Here is a 25373-nt window from a genome sequence, read left to right as displayed (position 1 = left end):
GGACAAGTTCTGTATCCATACATCACAGATGTATCTTGAAAAAAGGGCAGCTTACGGCGCTGCCCTTTTCCTAGTATCAACCACATATTGATTAGTGATTCAGTCCGGCATTTGTTACAATAAGACTTCCACCTGGTAAGTATTTCACACCTGTTACATAAGCTTTCTGACCAATGATCGCATTGTCACATCCTAAGAACATCCAAGGACACTCTTCCCATGCGATTTCCTGTGCTTTTGCATAACTTTCTGTAATTTCTTTTTCATCTGTTGTCACTAAAGCTTTATCTAATGCAGCATCAAACTCTGCATTGCTGTAAAATGCTGTATTGTATCCTGCTGGCGGGAATTTCTCTGTATGTAAAATACTTCTCATACATCCGTCTGCATCATAAGATCCCGGACTCCAGTTTACATACCACATCTCAACCTCTGTCTCATTCTCCGGTGCGCTTGTCATATCAGCGATGGTTGTAGATTCCATCGGAAGAACGTTGACTTCAATATTGATCTCTGCAAGCTGCTGTTTTACGAACTCTGCGCCCTGCATCTCAAGTGTTGTATTGTCCACCCAGAGATCGATCGGGAAGCCATCTTCATATCCGGCTTCTTTCATCAGAGATTTTGCCTTCTCTAAATCAAGTGAGTACGGTGTCTGCTCTGAATAGTAAGGAACTGCCTCTGAGAATAAAGAAGTAGGTTCTTTTGCATATCCCTGGAATACGACTTCACAGTATGCTTTACTGTCAAATGCATAGTTCATTGCCTGACGAACTTTCACATCTTTTAACGGCTGTCTTCCATCATCCAGTTTGTAGTTCTGATTTAATGTTACATAGCGGTATGTCAATCCGTTCAGATTCACTACTTCTACAGATTTGTCGTTCTCAACTTTTTCTACCTGGATCGGAGGTACCGGATAAATGATATCTGCCTCTCCGGTCTGTAACATCGCAATACGTGCACCGTCTTCCGGAACAACCTGGAATGTCAGAGAATCCAGTGTAGACTTTTCACCCCAATAGTCTTCGTTCGGAACTACTTTTGTATATCCGCCGTCAACACGGTCTGCCAGTTTAAACGGTCCTGTTCCTGCGGATTCTTTTGCAAGTCCGTCAGATCCTTTTTCTTTGATCGCTTTCGGGCTTACCATTCTTACCTGTGTCACTTTGTTGATAAATGTGTTGTTCGGCTCGTCCAGTGTGATCGTAACTTCATACTCGCTGTCTGCTGTCACATTTACCCAGCTCTTAATAGAGCTTGCAAGACGAAGTGATTCGTCCTCTTTTCCTCTCTGCCAGTTTGCTACAACTGCCTCTGCATTGAAAGGCTCTCCATCGTGGAATTTAACTCCCTCTCTCAACTTAAATGTGTAGCTTAATCCGTCCTCAGACATCTCCCAGCTTTCTGCTAATAATGGTTGGATTTCCAGATTTTCATCAAATGCAAGAAGTGTCTCGTACATAGAATTTGTAACAAGATTGGAATTTCCGTTTGAAGAAACATGCGGATCCAGATGTGTCGCATCCGTCTGCACCGCGATCACCATATCATTATCTGGAGATTTTACATTTGATACCGCTTTCTTCCCCGTATCGTCTTTTTTGCTCTCGGAAGATTTATCATTTCCTCCTCCGCAGCCTGCCAGGCTTACTGTAAGCATGGCCGTAAGAATCAGTGCTATTTTCTTTTTCATCTTTTCTCCTTTCTGCGGCATGCTTTCCTCTCTCTGTGCCGCCTTTCCTATTAGTCATTATATATATTTTTCAATTTATATTCAACTAATTTTAGTGTCTTTTTACTAGATACTTTATTTTTAAAGTTTTTTATTGTCTATTTGTTATTATTTTTACTTCTCCCACATTATTTTTTTATTTATTTTCGCACATCATCCTCTTTTTTCCCTTTCTGCAGACTGTGTGGTCTCTCGCGAAGCATGTTTTTTATTCTATAGAAAATTTCTGCAGAATTCGATATAAGAAAAAACCGCCCTCGCCCACCGGTTCCCCGGCAGACAAAGACAGTCTTTCCTGTTTGATACTTTTTCTGTTTGATTTTTCTTATATGTTCTCTGAAGCTTATCTTGAGCAAAGGATGATCGCAGAATGTCGTCCCATATTCAGCACAACCTCTCCTTGATCGATCAACACATAGTCCGGCTCCATCGTATACCCCTGCTCATAGGTATACAACAATCTGTCCATCTTCCCTTTCATCGGAAGTTCTGCCATCCAGACCGGTACAGTAATTTCTTTTAGTTTCTTACTGTTATTAATGATCACAACAATCTGCTGTTCTTGTGTGAAGCGGCTGTATGTCAACACATTCTCATCCCAGAAAAGCATCTTAAGTGACCCGCACCGAAGTACACTTTCCTCCTTGTGTATCCGGATCATATCTTTGTGAAATTGTAGCAGTTCTTTGTCTTCCTGTCCCCATGGATATGTTCTCCGATTATCCGGATCGGTAAATCCACATACACCAGCCTCATCCCCATAGTAAATGGTCGGTGCTCCTACCCATGTCATCTGCATCACGACTGCGCTGCGCATGACCGCCGAATTAATTCCCTCCCTGGCCGCCTTGTAGCCAAGATTCTGCACTCGCCCCACAATGTGATTGGTTCTTGTCAAAAATCGGGAATGATCATGATTTGATAACTCATTCATCGCCACCTGCAGAGATGGTGTCTGCATTGCTGCCATGTGATGATTCATCACACTGACAAAATGATCTGCATTTCCCCAGAGATCCTGCCGTCTCTCATCACTATGCTTCTCCATTCCGGTAAAGAACCATGTGAGCGGCTCCATGAACGCATCGTAATTCATAACAGTATCCCATTCATCACCTTGAAGCCATTCTCTCGGATCTCCATAGTGCTCTGCAAGGATAAGTGCTTCCGGATTTGCCTCTTTGACAGCAGTCCGAAATTTCTTCCAGAACTCATGATTAAATTCATTGGAATAACCCAGATCTGCCGCCACATCAAGCCTCCATCCATCTACATTATACGGTGGAGATACCCATTTCTTCGCAATGTTCAAAATATATTTCTGTAATTCCTCGGAACCTTCATAATTGAGTTTTGGCAGGGTATCGTGCCCCCACCAGCCATCGTAATTATGATTGTACGGCCATTCTTCTTTAAAAAACCGGAAGAAACTGTGGTAATCACTGTCCGCTGAGACGTATGCACCTTTCCCATACCCCTCCTGCTTCTCGTAGATCCGCTCTCTGTCCAGCCATTTATTAAAGGAACCACAGTGATTGAACACACCGTCGATAATGACCTTGATCCCCCGTCGATGGAATTCCTGCACAAGTTCTGCAAAAAATGCATTGCTCGCCTCAAGATTCTTTCGATTTGTCGTCCGAATCTGATATTTTGTCGCCTGGCTGTTATCCAGACATCCATCCGTCAACACCTCTCCGCCGTCTTCCACAATCACTCCATAGTGTGGATCGATAAAATCATAGTCCTGAATATCATATTTATGATTGGATGGAGATACAAAGAGCGGATTAAAATAAACCGCCTCCACGCCAAGTTCCTGAAGATAATCTATTTTTTCCAGAACTCCCTTTAAATCTCCTCCGTAAAATTCTCGTACACCCATAAATGCAGGATATTTTGACCAGTCTTCCACACGGACACTGTGCTCTCCGATGTAAGCATACTCACCAGTTTCCACATCATTCGTGCGGTCCCCGTTGTAAAAGCGATCTACGAAAATCTGATACATGACCGCCCCTTTTGCCCAATCGGGTGTGGAAAATCCCGGTGTGATCATAAAAGAATAGAACTCTTCCCGGTTACCGGATACCCCACAGCGGTTAAAGTACTTTACTTCTCCCCCTTTGGACACCTGAAATCCATAGTGGAATTCTTTCTCTCCCAGCTGCCATTCCATCTCGTAATAGTCAAATGTCCCTCTCGTTTCCTTTTTCTCCATCTCATAAGACTGCTCACCAACAAGCAGAAATACTTGATCAACATCATCTTTTGCCGTCCGGAAACGAAGGCGAATCTTTTCATTTTTCTTTGGTTCTGGCGGTATCACATAATTGCTTGTACCGTCACAGAACAATGCGTCTATATTCATAAAGAAAACCTCATTTCCCAGACTTCCCATTCTGTTTATTCACCATCGAACAATGCTTCAAATTCTTCTCTTGTGATTTTTTCTTTCTCCAGCAAAAGGTCTGCACACGCATGAAGCACACGATCATATTTCTGAATGATTGATTTTGCATTGGCATAGCATTCGTCAATGATCCGCTTTACTTCTTCATCGATCGTTCCTGCCACTGCCTCACCATACCCGCGTGATGCATGTGCAAGGTCTCTTCCGATAAATACTTCATCCTCATCGTTGTCATAATTGATCAGACCTAATTTCTCAGACATACCAAATTTCGTCACCATCGACCTTGCAATGCCGGTTGCCTGCTTAATATCCTGAGAGGCTCCTGTCGTAATATCATCAAATACAAGCTCCTCGGCAATCCGTCCCCCCAATGCGACTGTGATATCCTGGATCATTTTTCCTCTTGTATTGAACACATCATCTTTCTCCGGAAGCGGCATCGTATATCCCGCTGCCCCAACTCCGGTTGGAATGATAGAAACACTGTATACCGGTCCGACATCCGGGAGCACATGGAATAAGATTGCATGTCCTGCCTCATGGAATGCTGTAATCCTCTTCTCCTTATCCGAAATGACTCGACTCTTCTTCTCTGCTCCGATACCGACTTTGACAAATGCATGCCGAATATCTGACTGCTGGATATATACCCTTCCTTCTTTGGCTGCCATGATTGCCGCCTCGTTGAGCAGGTTCTCAAGATCTGCCCCCGTAAATCCCGCTGTCGTCTGTGCTACCTGTTTTAAGTCTACGTCCTCGCTGAGTGGTTTTCCCTTCGCATGGACTTTTAAGATTTCTTCTCTTCCCTGAATGTCAGGTCTTCCGACCATTACCTTACGGTCAAATCTTCCCGGACGCAGAATCGCCGGGTCAAGAATATCTACACGGTTCGTGGCAGACATCACGATAATTCCTTCGTTGACTCCGAATCCATCCATCTCTACGAGCAGCTGATTCAATGTCTGCTCTCTCTCATCGTGTCCACCGCCCATACCTGTTCCACGTCTTCTTGCAACTGCATCGATCTCATCGATAAAGATAATACACGGCGCATTTTTCTTCGCCTCCTCAAAGAGATCCCTCACACGGGAGGCTCCGACACCGACAAACATCTCCACGAAATCAGAACCGGAAATAGTAAAGAACGGTACACCTGCTTCCCCTGCCACTGCCTTTGCAAGCAATGTCTTACCGGTTCCCGGAGGTCCTACAAGAAGTACCCCTTTCGGGATTCTTGCTCCAACCTGAATATATTTTTTAGGTTCTTTTAAGAAATCTACGATTTCCTCTAACTCTTCTTTCTCTTCTTTCAGCCCTGCGACATTGGCAAATGTCACTTTCTTATCCCGATCGGTGCTCAATCGCGCCCTGCTCTTGCCAAAGCTCATTGCTTTTGCATTTGCTCCACCACCTGCCTGACGGTTCATCAGCACAAACAGTAATAATACAACCCCTACCGTAAGTACAAGCGGAAGCACTACCGTCGTAAATACGGAAGGTTTTGGCATATCTGCAATTTTGTATGCCACCCCATTTTCCTCAAGAATCTCCTGCACTTTTTCTGTATTCAGCACATTCATACTCTTGGAATAATCTTCATCCTTCAGATAAATCTTCAGTGTTCCTGTCGGTGTTTCTTTGTTTGGATTGATCACCACAGAATCTACATTGTCTTCCTTTAAATCTTCCTGAAACATCGCTTCTGTATACCGCTGTTCTGTACTTTGCATCCGGTCTGAAAACCAGAATACCGCAAACAGAACGATCACCAGCATCAAGAGCGAAGCACCGCTGGCTCCTCTATATTTCTTACTATCCAATTTATGTCCCCTTCCTATTCTACGCCTTCCACAACTCCGATGTATGGAAGATTTCTATATTTCTGCGCATAATCCAGTCCATATCCCACAACAAATTCATCTGGGATATTAAATCCTACATAATCTACATTGACATCCATCACTCTTCTCTCTGGTTTATCTAACAGTGTACAGAGTTTCATGCTGTTTGGATTTCTCTTCTTGAGAATCTCAAGAAGGTAAGATAATGTACGTCCAGAGTCAATAATATCCTCTACAACAAGTACGTCTTTTCCTTCCAGACTTTCATCCAGATCTTTTGCGATCTTGACAACTCCGCTGGATGTCGTTCCATCTCCATAGCTGCTTACGCTCATAAAGTCCATAGAAACCGGAACGGTAATTCTCTTCGCCAGCTCGCACATAAAGAACACACCGCCCTTCAGTACACAGATCAGATGTACCTGCTTTCCTTCGTAGTCCTTGCTGATCTTCTCTCCTAAGTCTCTGATTCTCTTTTCTACTTCTTCTTCTGAAACTAATACCTTAATTGTCTCTGCCATGGCTTTCTCCTCCATCTATTTGTATTTGTAAAATTCTTTTTGTATGTTCGTCTGGTCTCCCGCAAAGACTCAGGCGATGTCCAACTACCCATAAAATATGGCTTCCATCTGCAATCAGCAGTATCTCTCCCCGCTCACTTGCAGGAATCTTCTCATTGATCAGGTAAGATTTCAATTTCTGTTTCCTTCCCTCCCGGTCAATGACAATGTAATCACCTGGTCTTCTTGTTCTCACACACAAATCATGTTTAATTATATCATAATCAAAACAGTTCGTGTGACTTTTTTGCATATTTCCGGGGGTCTCTGCCAAATCCACGATTCTGCATGTAACTGCGGTCTTTTTCCCCTTAGGAGTTTGGTAAAAGACCGTTCCCGGAATACGGCATTTTACTTCTAATGGAAGCTCCTCCTCCCGGAGCAGTATCCCTTTTTCTTTTTTTTGCCGTACTTCCTTTTCTTTCTCTCTGGCTGCATGTACTTTCTCAAGTGTCACTCCCTCATATCCCCGCACTGCCCGCATATGATACGGAAGCATGATCTGTCTTCCACATTGCTTCCCGAAAAGTGTGCTGACGTCTGCAACATGAACTGCTGACAGATCTTTTGCCTGCCCCGCCACTTCCTCCATACAGGAAAGCACTGTCATCTCTCTGAGTATCTTATCTCCACTCTGAAAAGGCTCTGTCCGGATCAGAAGTTTTTCACCCTTCCTGCTGACACAGTTTTCTTTAAATACTTTCAGCTGCTTTTCCAGAAATTCCTGCACGCCCCGGAGCTGCTCTGCCGCCTCACTTAAATGCGCTGCCGCCCGCGGATTGATCTGGTTTTCCATATAAGGAATGACCCGGTTGCGGATTTTATTACGTGTATAGTCTTCTGTCAGATTTGTCTGATCTGTCTGATATCGTATTCCATTTTGTTCCAGAAATCCCTCGATCTCCCTGCGTTCCAGACAAAGAAGCGGGCGAACATAACGATCCCTGACCGGTTTGATCCCTGTCATTCCATTGAGTCCTGTTCCTCTTACAAGATTCATCAAAAGTGTCTCTGCATTGTCATTCTTGTGATGTGCCAAAGCAATCTTGGCTGCCCCATATTTCTGTGCCGCCCTCTCAAACGCTTCTCTTCGGATATTTCTGCCGGCTTCCTCCATAGATTGTTTCCTCTTTTTTGCAATTAATTCCAGATTGCAGCGTACAATTTCCAGAGGAATACCAGCTGTCTCACAAATGTTTTGGACAAATCTCTCATCCGCATCTGCATCCTCGCCGCGAATCCCATGATTGACATGCACCGCCACGAGCTTCACCCCCAATTCTTCCTGCAGATAATGCAAAATGAAAAAAAGGCATACCGAATCCGCCCCTCCCGATATGCCTGTAATCACTGTTTCTCCCCGCTCAAACATCCGGTGCTCTTGTATATAAGCTTGCACCCGCGCTGGAATCTCCTTGTTCTTATATTGATATGCTCTTGTTTTTTGCTCTTTTTCAGCCATATCTACGTTCCTTTTCCCTTTTGTTCTCCTACATGTTTTGTGTATTTCCTCTCTATGATACTATGATTATCCAAAAGAATCCAGTCACACTTCTATCCTTTCCACACTCCTGCCACCAAAACTGTCATGTCATCCTTTGGGGTCTCGCCGGTAAACGCAAGCACCTGATCTAAAATGTATTGTGCCATCTCTTTTGGATTGACAAGCTTCATTCCGCCTATGATTGTCTCCATCAACATCTCCTGCTCCACAACCGGAAGAGCATCCAACACCCCGTCTGTCATCATCACGACAAATTCTCCGCTTCTCAGTGTCCGTTTTACCATGTCAATCTCCAGATTGTGCAGAACCCCAATAGGGAGGCTTGTCGAGGATAATCGTTCCACCCCATTGCGATATTTAATAAAAGTTGTCGATGCGCCCACTTTCAAAAATTCACATTCCCCTGTATACCGATCAAAAATTCCCATATCTACCGTAGAAAAATGAATTTCCTCACGCCCCATCACAAGCGCTGTATTAATCATCTGGATCGCCAGTTCCCCAGGAAAACCTGAAGTCAGAAGTTCTTCCAAAAGTTCTACGACCATCGCACTCTCCTGAAACGCCTTCCTGCCCGATCCCATCCCATCTGAAAGAGCAGATGCAACCCTTCCACCTGGCATCGCCACTTCCAGAAAACTGTCTCCGGATATTGTATCTCTTCCTTTTCCTATTTTAGCAACCCCCTGCATAATATGGAACTGATACGGCTCGATACAGACATACGGTTCATACTCTTTTCCCAACATTGTGCGGCTCTGTTCCTCAAATACAAATTTCCTGCCATACGTTCTGGAAATGATTTGAATCATCTCCTTCGTCTCCACTCCCACATCTTGTACTGCCTTTGCATTCAAGTGAATCTCATGCTTTCCTCGCTCCGTACAAAGAAAAGTCATATCCAACACTTTTACCCCTATTCTCTGCAGCCGTTTTCGAATTTTTTTCTCCATCCGAACATCGATCAGAATGCTGTCCTCAAATTCTTTTGCCGTACTTTTAATGATCTGCGCAAACAAATCCATCTGCACCGCACATCCCTCCCGGTTTTTTACAAGCCGGTTCGACCAGAGCATATTTTGTTTTGCTTCATGAAAGACCTCTATGAGCGCGCTCTGGAACTTTGGCGCCATCACACATTTTTTCTGTAATTTCCGCTTTGTTTCCAGATTCAATTCTTTCCCATATTCCTCGATGGCATGCAGAACTTCATATCCCAGCTGGTAAGTATGGACATAGTCCTCTCCCCAACACCGCTCCATATGATCACATTTTGTACAGACACTCTCCTCCACCTGAAAAAACATCTCCTGCAGTTCATCTTTTGTAAATACCTGCTTCTGCCGCTCCAGTTTTAAAAATACCTTCGATAAATGTTCCAGTGAATCCGCCAGTTTTCCAATCTGTACTGCATAAGGGCCCGAAATCCCAGCCTGTCCCATTCCAGCCTTCTCCATTTTTATTCTCCCCCTGTCCGTTCTTTTCCTTTTTTGTCTGCTGAACAGAACAAAGAATCTCGCAAACGAGATTCTCACGCGAAACGTATTTTTTATTACATAGGATTTTGTGAAAATTTCCTATGTAATAAAAAAACTTTAGGAAATCCAATTATTTCCTAAAGTTATCATTTGTAATCTTATTATTTTGTTGGTTTTAATACAATCTCATCTTCATATACAAGTCCAAATTTTTCCTTTGCCACATCTTCTACATAAGCGTCTGTGCCAACATACTCTTTGTACTTCTCAATTTCTTTTGTCCTGTCTTTTTCTTCTTTGATCTGTGTCTCCAGCTCTGCCTGTTGCTTTTTATATGCTTCATTCTTCGCCCGTAATGAGACCCCTCCGACAGACACAAGCACGATCAGCAACATGATTACGGAACTAATCAGCACCATACTTCTTCTATGTGCCCGCATTCTCTGCCGCTGTTGTCTTGTACGACTTTTTTCTTTGATATGCTTCATTACTGTTACCCACCTTTATATGTGTGTATTTCCAGACTACTCTAAAGCCATTCTAATGGGTTTCCCTCTTTTTTTCAATACTTTTCTTGATTTTTTTATAGATTTTCCGCATCTGTGAAAATATCGCTGCAAACAGACTAACCCCTGCCAGTGTCCCTGTCACAAAGAACCACCGGATGCTTCCATCACTCGTAAGATAAATCTTTACAGACAGATACAGGCTGATTCCGATCCAATAAAACAGATCTTCCAGTGTCACCGCTGTCAGATTGTGGGGCAGAATCCTTCTAAAAATGCGGATCATATCATAAATTCCCATGACAACGAATCCTGATAAAACTGCCTGAATAAAAATATTTGCTTCCTCCCCGATTCCAGACATAGGATCACCTATTTAAACAGTTTGGAAAAGAAGTTTTCACCCTGCTTTGCCGCACTCTGGCTGATATCCGAATAAGCGATGCTGTCGATATGTCCCGCCAGATCCACTTCTCCTTTTTCCACACTCAGCCGGTTCACATGGAGATCTTTTCCCTTCACCATAAGCATTCCTTGTTCTGTCTCAAGCAGTATCTCATTTAAATCAAAGGAAAGTACATCCAGTACACCTGTCACCGCACTTGTCTTTCGGTTATTGATAACTAATTTATGAGGTTTTTGTACCTGTCTTTCTTCCACTATACCCACAACCTTTCTATCTATGATCAGTACGTCTTCTTTCTCTCAATTATATGAAAGGTTGTTCATATTTATGATGATTTATAGATACCTCATTACAGATACCGGAATAAATCTTTTGCTTCTTCTTTCTTTGTCGTATCTTGAATTGCAAGCACTTCTACCTTCACGGTCTTTGTCCCGAACTGGATTTCAATGACATCCCCCGGTTTTACCTTTACAGAAGCTTTTGCCACAGTTCCGTTTACAAGGACACGCCCTGCATCACACGCCTCATTAGCAACCGTCCTTCTCTTGATCAATCTGGAAACTTTTAAAAATTTATCTAATCTCATTTTCTTTCCCTCATGTAACAAAGAACTGCCGCAATTCTCGCAGCAGTTCTTGTCTTCTATTTCTTATTGGATTGTCTATCTGAATTATGCATTTACAGCATCTTTTAATGCTTTACCAGCTTTGAATTTCGGAGCCTTGCATGCAGCGATCATCATTGTTTCTTTTGTATGAGGATTTCTTCCTTCTCTTGCTGCTCTTTCTGTCACTTCAAAAGTACCAAATCCTACTAACTGTACTTTCTCACCTTTTTTCAGTTCTTCTGTTACAACGTCTACAAAAGCTTTTAATACTTTCTCAGAGTCTTTCTTAGATACTTCTGCTGCTTCAGCAACTGCTGCGATTAATTCTGTTTTGTTCATGAATATGTTCCTCCTCTAATTTAGCTATAGAATATATGAAATATATAGATTCTATCCGTTTTGAAGGGCCGTTCCCTCCGCATTTGCAGGCTGTTTACCCTTATTGTACTGTTATAGTTATAACTGTTTCCCTATTGTTTGTCAAGGAATTTTTCGTGTTTTCCACGTCCCGGAACATGTTTCAGACACCCTCCGATTCTTTTCCCTGAATACTTGTTGATAATTCGCCTTAACTATAACATTTTTTCAATCATTTCCAACACAGATGCACCCATTTTTGCAGAAATCTCGTCCGCATTTTCCAGAGAATTTCCCTTAATTCCATAATAGAATTTCACTTTTGGCTCTGTACCGGAAGGACGTACACATACCCATGCATCATTTTCCAATTCATAATAAAGTACATTGGAAGCCGGAAGTCCTGTATCGCTTGTCTCTCCTGTCCGCAAGTCTTTGATCGTACCTGCCTTGTAATCTCTCGCTCTTTGTACGCCATATCCCCCGATCTCTGCCGGCGGCTCCTTGCGCAGCGTCTCAAGAATATTCTGGATCTTCTCAAGTCCTTCGATACCTTTAAGTGTGATAGACTGGATGTCATCTTTGTAATATCCGTATTTCTCATACATGTCGATCATCGCATCCCAGAGCGTCTTTCCAAGCGTCTTATAGTATGCCGCCGCTTCACACAGCGCCATTGTTGCAACGATTGCATCCTTGTCTCTCGCATAAGTACCAATCAGACATCCATAACTTTCTTCAAATCCGAAGAGATACGTTCCTATTCCAGTCTTTTCAAATTCGAGGATCTGCTGTCCGATAAACTTAAATCCAGTCAGAACATCGATCAACTTCACTCCATAGCTCTCTGCGATCGCTTTTGCCATGTTGGATGTCACGATGGATTTGATCAGGCAACCGTCCTTTGGAAGACCTTTTACCGCCTTTGTCTGGCTGATCTCATAGTCTGCAAGAAGACATCCTGACATATTTCCTGTCAGAACTTTGTACTCTCCTGACTTTGTATCCTTTACATAAACTCCCAGACGGTCTGCATCTGGATCTGTTGCAAGAACAAGATCGGCATCTACATCTTTTGCAAGCTTTAAGCCAAGCTCAAAAGCTTCTTTTGCCTCCGGGTTCGGATAAGATACTGTTGGGAAGTTTCCATCTGGCAATTCTTGCTCTTTGACTACATAGACGTTCTCAAATCCAAGTTCCTTTAAAATACGTCTTACCGGAATATTCCCCGTTCCGTGAAGTGGGCTGTATACGATCTTTAAATCTTTGTTCATCTGGTCGATGGCATCCTGGTGGATGACTTGCTTTTTGAGTTCCTCCATGTAGGCGTCATCAACAGCTTCTCCGATCACCTCATAAAGTCCCGCTTCTTTTGCCGCTTCAAGGCTCATCGTCTTGACTGTAGCATAATCTGTCACTGCCTCAACTTCTGCCATGATCCCGGTATCATGCGGCGGTGTGATCTGTGCGCCGTCTTCCCAGTATACCTTATATCCGTTATATTCCGGTGGATTGTGGCTTGCTGTAATATTGATTCCGGCAATGCAGTTTAACTTTCTCACTGCAAAAGAAAGTTCCGGTGTCGGGCGGAGTGACTCAAATACATATGCCTTAATCCCATTTGCTGCAAGGCAAAGCGCCGACTCGTCCGCAAATTCCGGTGACATTCGTCTGGAATCGTATGCAATCGCAACTCCTCTGCCTTCTGCCCCATTCTTCAGAATATAATTTGCCAATCCCTGTGTTGCTTTTCTGACTGTATAAATATTCATCCGGTTTGTACCTGCTCCGATTACTCCCCGAAGTCCTGCAGTTCCAAATTCCAGATCTTTATAAAATCGTTCTTTGATCTCATTATCGTTCTCTTTGATCGCTGTGAGTTCGGCTTTTGTGTCTGCATCAAAATAATCGTTCTCCAGCCATTCTCTGTATCTTTTCTGATAATCCATCCTGGTACCTCCTAATCTCACTTTTTATCTATTATACAACACGTTACTATAAATGAAAAGAAAATAAATCTTTCAAAAACTGATTCTTCTTTTCTGTCTGTGCAATAGATATCTGTAATTTTTCTACACTTTTTTCCGGGATCCACGCCTTGTTTGAGTGATAGTAACTATTCGCAACTTTCCAGAATTTCTCCGGATAAGCAAGCCGTACTGCCAGGTAATCCAGCTCCTCTCTGCTGATTGTCTTTCCCTTATCATATGTCTCTAAAAGCATGTTTCCAATCCGTTCATTCCATTGGCATTTCTCCATGACTTTTCTCAGAAAATAATAGAAATCTGCCATCTGTATATCCTCCCGGAAATGTTCAAAATTTGTCGTTGCCACTCCCCGATATGTCATGAGCACATTATGGTAATTATAATCCCCATGGATCCACGTGTGTTCTGTCTTACTTTTTTGTCTGAGCGTTTCATAATGATCTGTCTCCAGTTTTCTGACAACCGCTTCACCGAGTGCATGCTGCTCTTCAAATTCTTTTAAGTACAACAGCTCAAATTCACCTTTTCCGACTTTGTTTCGGATAAAGGTCCGAACCTTCCGCAGTTCCCTGTTATGTCTCTGATACTCCTCTTTCAGATCATGCTCTCTTACAACCGTTCCTTCCTCCAGAACATCCGCTCCAGCCATCAGGTTGTGAAGATATGCTAAATTAGCAGTAGCACTGCAAAGTTCCTCCTCATTTCTGACATCACACTCTCTGCCCCCATACCAGCGTTTCAATATATATTTTGTCTGGTCCGGAGCGCTTGTCACATATTCTCCCTCTTTGTTTGGAACAATCGTATCCACCAGTCCATGCCCTTTTTCCTCGAGCTGGTGACACAGTTTATATAAAAGAGGCACTCGTTTCTCTGAGAAAGTAAGTTCTTTCAGTAAGAGCATGCCTCTGTCTGTATCGCATAAAATGGCACCTCTTGTCTTTCGGGTGCCTTTTACTTCTATATGATACTGTTCCAATACATCTGTTTCAAAATCCTTCATAACTGCCCCCTATAATCATTTTTCCGCCACTGCCTTTTGCAGTAACTTTGATTTTCTCTCTAGCCTATGATTTTTTGGACAGAAGTATGATTCTTTTTCTGAAATTTATGCAACAAATTTTGTGATTGTTTCAATGGCCTGTCTCACCTTGAAAACAGAAACCTCCGCTAAATATCAAATCGATTTTGCACAAACCGAAGCAGATGCTCTTTATTATTGAACTCCGGATATTCAAGTACGATCCGCAGAAGCTCATTTAATACTTCTCCGATCTGCTTTCCCGGTTTCATACCGATTCCGATCAAGTCCGTTCCGGTCACTGCAAGCTGTTTTAAACTGACACACTCATGGTCTGCCACAATTTCCTCATAACATTTCTGAAGACCACTTAAATTTTCCAGTTCTTCTTCCCGTCGGTACATGCTGTGCGCCAAAATATCTGCTCTTTTTACGAGAAGATACATAGGAAACAGTTCCGCACTGATCTTGCTCATTGCCTTTCTGACATTCTTTTTCTCTGCCGGCATCCGGTAATCATGCCAGCGGACAAGTTTTGTCACCTTATGGATCGTATCATTGTCAAATTTTAACCGGCGAAGGATTTCTTTCGCTTTCTGCTCTCCCCTGATGTCATGTCCTTTAAAATGAGCCGTTCCATCTGCATCCACGGTCTTCATCTCTGGCTTTGCGACATCATGGAGCAGCATCGTAAGACGCAGCACCTTGTCCGGCGGCACATTGCAGACTGCCTGAACCGTATGCTCACCCACATCGTACCTGTGGTATTTTGTCTCCTGACCGGTCCGCATCATCTCATCAAACTCCGGCAAGATGACTGCGGTGACCCCCAGATGATATGCTTCCCTGATCAACTCCGGCGAATCTGACACAAGAAGTTTTACCAGCTCTGTCTGAATCCGCTCAGCGCTGATCTTCTCCAACGTCGGGGCAAGTTCTGTCATTGCCTCCTTCGTCTCTTTTTCCAGAGAAAATCCAAGCTGCGCAGCAAAACGCACTCCGCGCATAATGCGGAGCGCATCTTCTCCAAACCGTTCTCTGGCATTTCCCACACAGCGGATTATCTTTCGCTTCAAATCATCCATTCCGCCAAAAATATCGACGATCCCTTCTGTATCATTGTATGCCATTGCATTGATCGTGAAGTCCCTGCGGAGCAAATCTTCCCTTAAATTTCTTGTGAAGATCACTTCCGTCGGGTGTCTGCTGTCTTCATATTTCCCGTCAATCCGGTATGTCGTCACCTCAAATCCTTCTTTTCCGAGAAGGACAGTCACTGTCCCGTGCTCAATCCCGGTATCGACAGTTCTTGCAAATAGTTTCTTTGTCTCATCCGGGGATGCTGAAGTTGTAATATCCCAGTCTCCCGGCTCTCTTCCAAGCAGCGAATCTCTGACACATCCACCTACCGCATATGCCTCATATCCATGCTCCTGCAATGTCTGTATGATCGTATTTACTTTTTCCGGCAACTGTATCTTCATGATCTATCCCCCTGACTTCCCATGTACGGTCTAAAGTATTTATCTTCCATACATCGGTACAGTAAAAATTAGTATGCTTTTCCCCAGTAAACCATATGCTTTGCAGGTTTGCCGCAGTGTACACAGGTTCCGGTGATCTCTTCCTGCTCAAATGGGATACAGCGTGAAGTCACCCCTGCCTCTTCCTTCAGAGCATCCTCACATTCCTGACATCCACACCACATTGCTTTAATAAATCCCGGCTTCTCATCTGCCAGTTTCTTAAACTCTTCCATGCTGGAAGCAGTATATGTGTGTGCATCTCTATGCTCTCTTGCTCTCTCAAGCATCTCTTTCTGCATAGTATCCAGTACTTCTGCTACCTTCGTTTCTAACTCTTCGAATGGAACTATGATCTTCTCTCTTGTATCTCTTCTTACAACTACTGCATGTCCTGCCTCAATATCCTTTGGTCCTAATTCAATCCGAACCGGAATTCCTCGCATCTCCTGCTCAGAAAATTTCCATCCCGGACTCTTGTCGGAATCATCCACTTTGACACTCAGTCCTGCTTTTTTCAGCACTTCTTTCACTTCATATGCCTTGTCAAGCACACCGTCCTTTTTCTGTTGGATCGGGATGACCATCACCTGAACCGGTGCGATTCTTGGAGGAAGTACAAGACCACTGTTGTCTCCGTGCACCATGATGATAGCTCCGATCATACGAGTTGTCATTCCCCAGGATGTCTGGTGTACATACTGTAATTTATTTTCTTTATCTGTATATTGAATTCCGAACGCCTTTGCAAATCCATCTCCGAAGTTGTGACTTGTTCCTGACTGAAGTGCCTTTCCATCGTGCATCAAAGACTCGATCGTGTAAGTTGCCTCTGCCCCTGCAAATTTCTCCTTGTCTGTCTTTCTTCCCTTGATCACCGGGATCGCAAGTACTTCTTCACAGAAATCCGCATAGACATTTAACATCATAATTGTTCTTTCTTCCGCCTCTTCTGCTGTCGCGTGTGCTGTGTGACCTTCCTGCCATAAGAATTCTCTGGAACGAAGGAATGGTCTTGTTGTCTTCTCCCAACGCACAACCGAACACCATTGATTGTACACTTTCGGAAGATCTCTGTGTGACTGGATATCCTTTGCATAAAAATCACAGAATAATGTTTCTGAAGTCGGTCTCACACAAAGTCTTTCCTGAAGCGGCTCAAGTCCTCCGTGTGTCACCCACGCAACTTCCGGTGCAAACCCTTCCACATGATCCTTTTCTTTCTGCAGAAGACTCTCCGGAATAAACATCGGAAGGTATACATTCTCTACACCTGTCTCCTTAAATCTGCGGTCCAATTCATGCTGGATATTCTCCCAGATTGCATATCCTGCAGGTTTGATCACCATACACCCTTTTACACTTGTGTAATCAATCAGCTCCGCTTTCTTTACCACATCCGTGTACCATTGTGCAAAATCATCTTCCATGGAAGTGATCGCTTCTACGAGTTTTTTGTCTTTCGCCATACTTTTCTTCTCCTTTTCTTTGTTCCATGCAAAGCACATCCCACTAATAGACTGCGCTCTTTTTTCGTGCATGGATCTTTGCTTTTCTATATATTTGATCGGGAATGAAAAAAAGAGCCTTTCAATCCCTCTGCAAGGGACCGAAATGCTCGGCGGTACCACCCTTATTAATCATAACCGGCTCCGGCTACTGCCATCTCCAGCTAAAATTCTCTCTGTCCTCTTTAACGCAGATGTACGCTGTGCTTTCACACAGAAGCTCCAAGGCAGGTTCAATACATCTTCTGCAAGAATCTCTCACCATCCGATTCTCTCTCTGTGGCATATCCTATATTTACTAATCCTCTTCCTCGCTCTTGTTTCGTAAGCTCATTTTAAGAGAATTTCCTCCCTTTGTCAAGAAGTCCCTTCTCCTTTTTGCAGTAGCTCCCGGACGATCTCTTTCCCCGCAAGATATCCGAAAGGACCTGTGATCACACCACTTACACCAAACAGACGAATTCCCACATAGACCGTGACAAGTACCATAATCGCAGGGATTCCCAAATGCTCCCCAATCAGCTTCGGCTCTAAAAATTCTCTCGTCAGATTGCAGATCACAGACAATCCCGCATAAACTGCTGCAAACAAAAAGCGTCCTTGAAATGCCTGCACAATTGCAAGTGGATATAATACAACTGCCGTTCCAAGTACCGGCAGCGCGTCAAGAAACCCGATCAATACTCCTAACAGCAATGCATACGGATTTTTCAAAAGCAGAAACGTCACCGTACAGAGTGCCGCGATCACAGACATAATGATCAGCTGTGCTTTCAGAAACATTCCTCCCATATGAAAAATCCGTTTCAAAATCTTCACAAAATGTCTGTACCCAATACTATGTGATGCTTTCTCTTTCAGCTTGTCAAAATCATTGACGAGCAGAATGATCGACACAAAAATAATAATCCCAACCCCTGCCACTTCGATGATCGTTCTGACATACCCCCATGAATTTGCCATCAGTTTCGGTACAAACTGCCTTTCGATATTTTCTGCAATGGTTGCCATCCGTGTCACAAAAAGTGACTCCAGTTCTCCCGCCTCCATTCCGAAAACTCCGCTCATGCTCCGACAACATTGATCTAAAAACAGCTCCATCTTTCCGGCATAAAATCCATAGTGCTCAATAAAGTAACAGAACTGCTGTACGAGTGTGCTCCCAAGAAACCACAATGCTGTGCCTACCACACCTAAGATGATCAGAAGCAGACCCCCGGCAACAGCTCCCTGATTCAGCTTTGTATGTGCATGGATGTTCCTGACAAGCGGTCTTAACAGATATGCTACCAGAAATGCACAGAAAAAGGGGAGCACAAGTGGCAGTATATACTTGATTCCAATATACATGCCCCCTGTGACTCCCACAACAACTATCACTGTCTTCCACTGTTCTCTCTGCATTCCCATCACCAGCCCCGTCTTTTCCACGCATGTCCTGAACAGTCAGCGACACACGGTAGTGATGTTAGTATTGCCGTCCCATCGTCCTTTATACAACTTTTTTAAATTTTTGAAGCAAAAAACAAATCAAACCCCGCTGCTTGCGGCGGTATCTCAAACTGCATCTGCTTTTTTGTCTTTGGATGCACAAAAGTAAGACTGCTTGCACACAGAGCAATCTGCCCTCTTGCTTTTTCCTCTCCTCCGTATTTTACATCTCCGAGAATCGGACATCCCATCCCCGACATCTGCACACGGATCTGATGATGTCTTCCTGTGTCCAGATGAATGTTTGCCAGTGCCTTTCCCTCTGCCTCCCCTTGTATTTTATAGGAAAGCCTTGCTTCTTTCGCCCCGGCATCCGACTTTCTGCAAATTTTTGACAGATTTGTCCTGCCATCCTTGACAAGGTAATCTGTCAGCTGTCCTTGCGCCTTCTCTGGAACCTTGCACAGTACTGCCTGATAATATTTTCCAAAACCACCTGCCTGAAGCTGACGGTTCAGCTCTTTTGCAGCCTGCGGCGTCTTCGCAAATACGACAATCCCCTCCACCGGCTGATCCAGACGATGAATCACCCCAAGATATGGTTCTTCTTTTCCCCCTTCCTGTTGGTATCTATAGTTTTTCAGCAGACTGACCATATCTTTTGTCTGAATCTGCTTCGTCTGTACCGGAACACCTGCCGGCTTTCTGCATACAATAAGATCTCTGTCTTCATATAAAATATAACTCTGAATTTCCACGTTTTTCTGCCTTTCTTGATCTATAGCCTCACAGCTTTGCTATTTTTTATCCCTGCTCTTGTCAAAGAGCCAAAGTTATTTTACCCCATTCCTTGACAAAGAGTCAAAAAAACCGCCGCAAAAATGTCATCTCAATCCATCTCTGCGGCGATCTCAATGCTTTTAATTCATCGCGTTCTCTACGCTTCCTCTACATCTCCCTCAAGAAGTGCCTGTTCATAGCGCTCCAAAATCGTTCTCTGAATCCTCTCTCTCGTATTTGAGTTGATCGGATGTGCGATATCACGGTATTCTCCATCAATTGCTTTCTTACTTGGCATTGCAATGAAGAGTCCCTTCTCTCCTTCGATTACCTTAATATCATGTACTACGAATTCGTCGTCCATTGTAATTGATACTACTGCCTTTAATTTTCCTTCTTTTGCTACTTTACGCACTCGTACATCTGTAATCTGCATACTTTTGTCCCCTTTCACCGCTTCTACATCGCGTATCTCTCATTTTTCTCTACAACTACTTTTATTCCATCTTCTCCTACATGGCGAGTGTTCGCACGAATTGTATCTCTACTCTCTACGATACAATTTTCAATATAGGTATTATCTCCTAAATAAACATCATTCAAGATGATGGAATTCTTAATTACACAATTATTCCCTACAAATACTTTCTTAAATAATACTGAATTTTCCACAGTACCATTGACGATACATCCACTTGCAATCAAACTGTTCTTTACGCATGCACCCGGATTATATTTTGCCGGTGGAAGATCGCTCACTTTTGAATAAACATTCGGATATTCCTTAAAGAAATATTTTCTCACTTCTTGCTTCAGGAAATCCATATTTGTTCTGTAATAATCATTAACTGTAGCAATATTACTCCAGTAATTGCTAATCTTATATCCATAAATTTTCTTTACATTCTTATACCGGATCAGAATGTCCTGGACAAAGTCAAATCTTCCCTCTTCTGCACATCGCTCAATCAGATCGATCAGCTGTCTTCTTCTGATGACATAAATTCCTGTTGAGATGATATTAGATCTGCTCAGTACCGGCTTCTCCTCAAACTCCTCAATCCTGCAGGAATCATTCATCTTAACCGTTCCGTAACGGCTGACATCTGCATCCTCATCCATCTCTTTGCAGACAACGGTAATATCTGCTTTTTTCGCAATATGATATTCAAGCACTTTATTATAATCCAGCTTGTACACTGCATCTCCAGATGTAATGATCACATATGGCTCATGACATTTTTTAAGAAAGTCAAGATTCTGATAAATCGCATCCGCAGTTCCTCTGTACCAATATCCGTTCTCCATTGTAATCGTCGGTGTAAACACATACAGGCCACCTTGTTTTCTTCCAAAGTCCCACCATTTGGAAGAATTCAGATGTTCATTCAATGATCTGGCATTGTACTGTGTCAGCACCGCGACTTTCTGAATATGTGAGTTTGACATATTGCTAAGTGCAAAGTCAATGCTCCTGTAACTTCCTGCTACCGGCATCGCTGCCACTGCACGTCTATGTGTCAGTTCCCGCATCCTGCTGCTATTTCCACCCGCTAAAATAATTCCTACTGCTTTCATCCCTATTCACCTACCTTAATTAATGTTTCACCACTTGCAAGCTCTCCGTTTATGTAATCCTCTTTTGATGTAACACCACTAATGGCGGTATTCTTGCCGATCTGTACATCGGATGGGATCACAGAATCTTCCCCAATGGTCACAAGTCCAAATCCATAGATATCCGGTCTCATCTTATTCGGTGTATCGCTTCCCGTTCCAAGTGTGACGTTATCTCCAATCTGTACATTCTCCGCAATGATCGCTTTGTCAATCACACAGTGATCTCCGATCACAGCATCCTTCATGATAATGGAGTCTCTCACAACGCTTCCTTTTCCAATCGTTACACCAGAACTAATGACAGAACTGTGGACTTCTCCATAGATATCACAACCATTTCCAATAATGCTCTTCTCCACAGCAGACTGATCTGAAATATAATGCGGCGGTAAAATACCACTGTTTGTATAAATTTTCCAATATTCCTCATATAAATTAAATTCCGGAATAATATCTATTAATTCCATATTTGCTTCCCAGTAAGATCCCAGTGTTCCGACATCTTTCCAGTAGCCATTGTACTCATATGCAAATAATCTTTGTTTCTTTTCATGACAATAAGGAATAATATGCTTTCCAAAATCACATGCCGGCTGTTCCGATAAAGCCTTGAGCGCTTCCTTTAATACCGGCCAGCTAAATATGTAGATACCCATAGAAGCCAGGTTACTTCTCGGCTGTGCCGGCTTCTCTTCAAACTCCTGGATCCGGTTCTCTTCATCTGTAATGACAATACCAAACCTACTTGCCTCCTCCAGAGGTACCGGCATCGTAGCAATCGTGACGTCTGCATGATTCTCTTTATGGAAATCCAGCATCACTTCATAATCCATCTTATAAATATGATCCCCGGAAAGAATCAGTACATAATCCGGATTATACATCTCCATATAGTTCATATTCTGATAAATAGCGTTCGCCGTACCGGTATACCACTCACTGCTTGTGCTTTTCTCATACGGCGGAAGCACTGTAACTCCTCCAACATTACGGTCCAAATCCCACGGAATCCCGATTCCAATATGTGTATTCAGGCGTAATGGCTGATACTGCGTCAATACACCGACAGTATCGATTCCTGAATTAATACAGTTACTTAATGGAAAGTCTATGATTCTGTATTTCCCCCCGAATGCAACTGCCGGTTTTGCTACTTTTGATGTAAGAACACCTAATCTGCTGCCTTGTCCACCTGCCAACAACATTGCAATCATTTCTTTTTTTATCATGTCGTCACTCCTTCTAAGTAATTTAATAGTTGTATTATAGCATAAAAAGGTAATAAAATGAATGTTTTTTACATAAATAATTGTTTTTTTTAAAACTTTTTATGTATATTTTACAAAAAATTATAGTTTGGCTTTTTTTCCATATACCGTTATAATATAATGAAAGTGCGTAAAATATTACTATTAATTTAAATTTTTCTATGAACAGGGAGTGTATTTATGTATAAAATAGATTTTCAATGTCCGGTCCATGTCCATTTTATCGGTATCGGCGGTATCAGCATGAGTGGCCTTGCCGAAATTCTCTTAAAAGAACATTTCACAGTAACGGGATCGGATTCCAAAGAATCGCCCCTTACAAGACATTTAACAGATCTGGGAGCTGTCATCCATTACGGACAGAAAGCTGAAAATATAACTGATGATATTGATGTTGTCGTCTACACCGCTGCCGTGCACGCAGATAATCCTGAATTTATTGCAGCAAAAGAACATCAGCTTCCGATGCTTACCCGTGCAGAACTACTCGGACAGCTGATGACGAACTATAAGACACCGATCGCAGTATCCGGAACTCACGGCAAGACAACAACGACTTCCATGATTTCCCATATCCTTCTTGCAGGAGATACGGATCCGACCATCTCTGTCGGAGGTATTTTAAAGATCATCGGCGGAAATATCCGCGTCGGTCACTCAGATGTTTTCATTACAGAAGCCTGTGAATATACGAACAGCTTCTTAGATTTTCTTCCAAAGATTGGAATCATCTTAAATGTAGAAGAAGATCATATGGATTTCTTCAAAGATCTTGATGATATCCGCCATTCTTTCCATCGGTTCGCCGCACTGCTTCCGAAAGATGGCACACTGATCATTAACAGTGAGATTTCACAGTACGAGCAGATTATTGCCGGCCTGAACTGCAATGTCATCACATATGGCATTCATCACGATGCAGATTACACTGCACAAAATATTCAATACAATAACATGGGGAATGTTTCGTTCGACCTGATCGATCACGGAACAAAGAAAGATCGTATTTTCCTCTCTGTCAACGGAGAACACAATGTATCCAATGCACTTTCCGCAATCATTACCGGAACACTGCTCGGCATCGACCTTGAGAAGATCAAAAAGGGACTCTTGTCCTTTACCGGTACTGACCGCCGCTTTGAATACAAAGGAACACTCGACGGTGTCACGATCATCGATGATTACGCACACCATCCGACAGAGATCGAGGCAACTCTTTCTGCCGCACAGCACTACCCGCACAGAGAAATCTGGTGCATTTTTCAACCTCACACATACACAAGGACAAAAGCTTTCTTTCACGAATTTGCGCAGGCGCTGACACTTGCAGATCATGTGATCCTCGCAGACATCTATGCTGCCAGAGAAACAGATACGCTTGGCATGTCCTCAGAGGCTCTTTCAGATGCAATTCGTGAACTAGGCGGAGATTCCTACTATTTTTCATCCTTTGATGAAATTAAAAATTTTGTAAAAGAAAAATGTATCCACGGTGATATGTTGATAACTATGGGAGCTGGAGACGTTGTAAACATAGGAGAATCATTGTTATCCATATAGTTATCCACATTATCCACATTATCCACATTGTTTCTTATCCACAAAGAATGATGATTTATCCAATAAAAAGTCCTTTTTAGAACTTCTTTCTGGTGCTATAATACCAGTACATTGAAGAGGATTTATTTAGAAAGGTACGGTGTAAGGATGAAGAGTTTAGTATTGAGCAGCCATGGTCAGAATCATACAACATTAGTCGACAATCATTTTATCGACTGCCATATGGTAAAAGCAAATGGAGAGTTTGTGAAAGTTTATCTATTCCTGCTCAGACATCTGAACTCTTCTCCTGTTGCCCTCACCATTTCTACGATTGCAGATTGTCTGGACAACACAGAGAAGGATATTTTGCGTGCACTGAATTACTGGGAGAAAGAGGGACTGCTTTCCCTCCAATATGAGGAAAGCGATCATTCTCTCTGTGGTATTGCGTTTTGCCCTGTTCCGCCATGTGAGGGATCCGGGAACTCTTGTGCAATTCCAGCTTATGAAGACACATCTGCATCAGAAACGCAAGCTCCTTCGACCGTTCAGATACCGGATGTGACTATGGGTGCGGATACGATCTCTGATTCACGCGGAACAGCCCCGACTTCTATCAAGGCTTTCCGTGACCGTAAGGAATTCCAGCAGCTTTTGTTTGTCGCAGAACAATATATCGGAAGACCTTTGACTAGAACAGATATCGATACGATTTCTTATTTCTTTGATCAGCTTCATTTTTCTGCGGATCTGATCGAATATTTGATTGAATATTGTGTCGAGAATCAACATACGAGTATGCATTACATAAAAAAAGTAGCTCTCGCATGGGCAGATGCTCATGTGACTACAGTCGAGGAAGCCCGGGCAACTTCCAGCATTTACAATAAGAATTGTTATACTGTACTCAATGCTTTTGGCATTCGCGGACGCGGACCTGCCGCTTCTGAGATTGCCTATATAAAAAAATGGACTGAACAATACGGCTTCACTTTAGATATTATCAAGGAAGCCTGTGACCGGACAATGAGCAGTATCCATCAGCCAAGTTTTGATTATACCGATAAGATTTTGTCCAAATGGCTGACACAGCATGTCCGTGTCCTGTCAGATATCGAACGAGTGGATACTGCTTTCCGTCAGGAAAGAGAGAATAAGCGCAGAACGGTAACTTCAAAGCCTGCAGCGAATATTAAGACAAAATTTAACAACTTTAACGGTCGTTCCTATGATATTGATTCTCTGGAAGAACGTCTGTTAAAGACCAGATAACAAAGGA

22 protein-coding genes and 1 other annotated feature are annotated in these 25373 nt (G+C 42.9%); of the genes, 2 read left to right on the top strand and 20 right to left on the bottom strand.

Annotated elements, in window-relative coordinates:
• Positions 1 to 91: 91 nt before the first annotated feature.
• The 20 genes from ACGG81_RS00495 to ACGG81_RS00400 form a co-directional block, all read right to left on the bottom strand.
• Positions 92 to 1696, bottom strand: a complete 1605-nt coding sequence (locus ACGG81_RS00495) for an ABC transporter substrate-binding protein (protein WP_039930869.1) — start codon at positions 1694 to 1696, stop codon at positions 92 to 94.
• A gap of 382 nt (positions 1697 to 2078) precedes the next feature.
• The gene (locus tag ACGG81_RS00490) at positions 2079 to 4106 is read right to left on the bottom strand and encodes a glycoside hydrolase family 13 protein (protein ID WP_390109002.1); all 2028 of its coding nucleotides are present in this window, start codon (positions 4104 to 4106) and stop codon (positions 2079 to 2081) included.
• 35 nt (positions 4107 to 4141) lie between these two features.
• Positions 4142 to 5971, bottom strand: coding sequence for an ATP-dependent zinc metalloprotease FtsH (ftsH, locus tag ACGG81_RS00485; RefSeq protein ID WP_008977582.1), 1830 nt, complete (start codon positions 5969 to 5971; stop codon positions 4142 to 4144).
• A 14-nt stretch (positions 5972 to 5985) separates the two neighbouring features.
• A complete protein-coding gene (hpt, locus tag ACGG81_RS00480; protein WP_008977583.1) occupies positions 5986 to 6513 on the bottom strand; it encodes a hypoxanthine phosphoribosyltransferase in 528 nt (175 codons plus the stop codon).
• On the bottom strand, positions 6497 to 8014 hold the full coding sequence (gene tilS / locus ACGG81_RS00475) for a tRNA lysidine(34) synthetase TilS (RefSeq protein WP_390108999.1): 1518 nt from the start codon (positions 8012 to 8014) through the stop codon (positions 6497 to 6499). Before tilS ends, hpt begins: the two co-directional genes overlap by 17 nt.
• Before the next feature lie 92 nt (positions 8015 to 8106).
• The gene (locus ACGG81_RS00470; protein ID WP_390108996.1) at positions 8107 to 9513 is read right to left on the bottom strand and encodes a SpoIIE family protein phosphatase; all 1407 of its coding nucleotides are present in this window, start codon (positions 9511 to 9513) and stop codon (positions 8107 to 8109) included.
• 182 nt (positions 9514 to 9695) lie between these two features.
• A complete protein-coding gene (locus ACGG81_RS00465) occupies positions 9696 to 10022 on the bottom strand; it encodes a septum formation initiator family protein (protein ID WP_008977587.1) in 327 nt (108 codons plus the stop codon).
• A gap of 52 nt (positions 10023 to 10074) precedes the next feature.
• Entirely contained in the window at positions 10075 to 10404 is a 330-nt protein-coding gene (yabQ, locus tag ACGG81_RS00460; RefSeq protein WP_009263763.1) for a spore cortex biosynthesis protein YabQ, read from the bottom strand.
• An 8-nt stretch (positions 10405 to 10412) separates the two neighbouring features.
• Positions 10413 to 10700 carry a sporulation protein YabP gene (yabP, locus tag ACGG81_RS00455; protein WP_008977589.1) on the bottom strand — a complete coding sequence of 96 codons (288 nt, stop codon included), beginning with the start codon at positions 10698 to 10700 and terminating at the stop codon, positions 10413 to 10415.
• A gap of 95 nt (positions 10701 to 10795) precedes the next feature.
• The gene (locus ACGG81_RS00450; protein ID WP_008977590.1) at positions 10796 to 11035 is read right to left on the bottom strand and encodes an RNA-binding S4 domain-containing protein; all 240 of its coding nucleotides are present in this window, start codon (positions 11033 to 11035) and stop codon (positions 10796 to 10798) included.
• Between the two features lie 84 nt (positions 11036 to 11119).
• Positions 11120 to 11395, bottom strand: a complete 276-nt coding sequence (locus tag ACGG81_RS00445) for an HU family DNA-binding protein (RefSeq protein WP_008977591.1) — start codon at positions 11393 to 11395, stop codon at positions 11120 to 11122.
• A gap of 233 nt (positions 11396 to 11628) precedes the next feature.
• Positions 11629 to 13362: a phospho-sugar mutase gene (locus ACGG81_RS00440; RefSeq protein WP_116440922.1), complete on the bottom strand. Its 1734-nt coding sequence runs from the start codon at positions 13360 to 13362 to the stop codon at positions 11629 to 11631.
• Positions 13363 to 13408: 46 nt separating this feature from the next.
• The gene (locus ACGG81_RS00435; protein WP_116440923.1) at positions 13409 to 14404 is read right to left on the bottom strand and encodes a CotS family spore coat protein; all 996 of its coding nucleotides are present in this window, start codon (positions 14402 to 14404) and stop codon (positions 13409 to 13411) included.
• Between the two features lie 167 nt (positions 14405 to 14571).
• Positions 14572 to 15906 carry a CCA tRNA nucleotidyltransferase gene (locus ACGG81_RS00430; protein ID WP_016439902.1) on the bottom strand — a complete coding sequence of 445 codons (1335 nt, stop codon included), beginning with the start codon at positions 15904 to 15906 and terminating at the stop codon, positions 14572 to 14574.
• 68 nt (positions 15907 to 15974) lie between these two features.
• Positions 15975 to 17414: a proline--tRNA ligase gene (gene proS, locus ACGG81_RS00425; RefSeq protein WP_009263767.1), complete on the bottom strand. Its 1440-nt coding sequence runs from the start codon at positions 17412 to 17414 to the stop codon at positions 15975 to 15977.
• A 132-nt stretch (positions 17415 to 17546) separates the two neighbouring features.
• Positions 17547 to 17774, bottom strand: a binding site (T-box leader).
• A 36-nt stretch (positions 17775 to 17810) separates the two neighbouring features.
• Positions 17811 to 18863 (bottom strand): AI-2E family transporter, encoded by a 1053-nt coding sequence (locus ACGG81_RS00420; protein ID WP_270457541.1) that lies wholly within the window; start codon positions 18861 to 18863, stop codon positions 17811 to 17813.
• 95 nt (positions 18864 to 18958) lie between these two features.
• Positions 18959 to 19642 carry an RluA family pseudouridine synthase gene (locus ACGG81_RS00415; protein WP_016439904.1) on the bottom strand — a complete coding sequence of 228 codons (684 nt, stop codon included), beginning with the start codon at positions 19640 to 19642 and terminating at the stop codon, positions 18959 to 18961.
• Between the two features lie 179 nt (positions 19643 to 19821).
• Positions 19822 to 20100, bottom strand: coding sequence for a septation regulator SpoVG (gene spoVG / locus ACGG81_RS00410; protein ID WP_008977598.1), 279 nt, complete (start codon positions 20098 to 20100; stop codon positions 19822 to 19824).
• A gap of 23 nt (positions 20101 to 20123) precedes the next feature.
• Positions 20124 to 21242 carry a glucose-1-phosphate adenylyltransferase subunit GlgD gene (glgD, locus tag ACGG81_RS00405; protein WP_009263770.1) on the bottom strand — a complete coding sequence of 373 codons (1119 nt, stop codon included), beginning with the start codon at positions 21240 to 21242 and terminating at the stop codon, positions 20124 to 20126.
• A gap of 2 nt (positions 21243 to 21244) precedes the next feature.
• Complete coding sequence (locus ACGG81_RS00400; protein ID WP_008977600.1) at positions 21245 to 22513, bottom strand: glucose-1-phosphate adenylyltransferase; 1269 nt, start codon at positions 22511 to 22513, stop codon at positions 21245 to 21247.
• A gap of 219 nt (positions 22514 to 22732) precedes the next feature.
• Between ACGG81_RS00400 and murC the strand changes: the two genes are divergently transcribed.
• Both murC and ACGG81_RS00390 read left to right on the top strand, forming a co-directional pair.
• A complete protein-coding gene (gene murC, locus ACGG81_RS00395) occupies positions 22733 to 24112 on the top strand; it encodes a UDP-N-acetylmuramate--L-alanine ligase (protein ID WP_349160446.1) in 1380 nt (459 codons plus the stop codon).
• Between the two features lie 147 nt (positions 24113 to 24259).
• Positions 24260 to 25366, top strand: a complete 1107-nt coding sequence (locus ACGG81_RS00390; protein ID WP_009263772.1) for a DnaD domain protein — start codon at positions 24260 to 24262, stop codon at positions 25364 to 25366.
• Positions 25367 to 25373 lie beyond the last annotated feature (7 nt).

Origin of the sequence: Faecalimonas umbilicata (assembly GCF_042846195.1) — a bacterium.
Lineage (GTDB): Bacteria > Bacillota > Clostridia > Lachnospirales > Lachnospiraceae > Faecalimonas > Faecalimonas umbilicata.
This window is presented reverse-complemented; position numbering and strand designations above follow the sequence as displayed.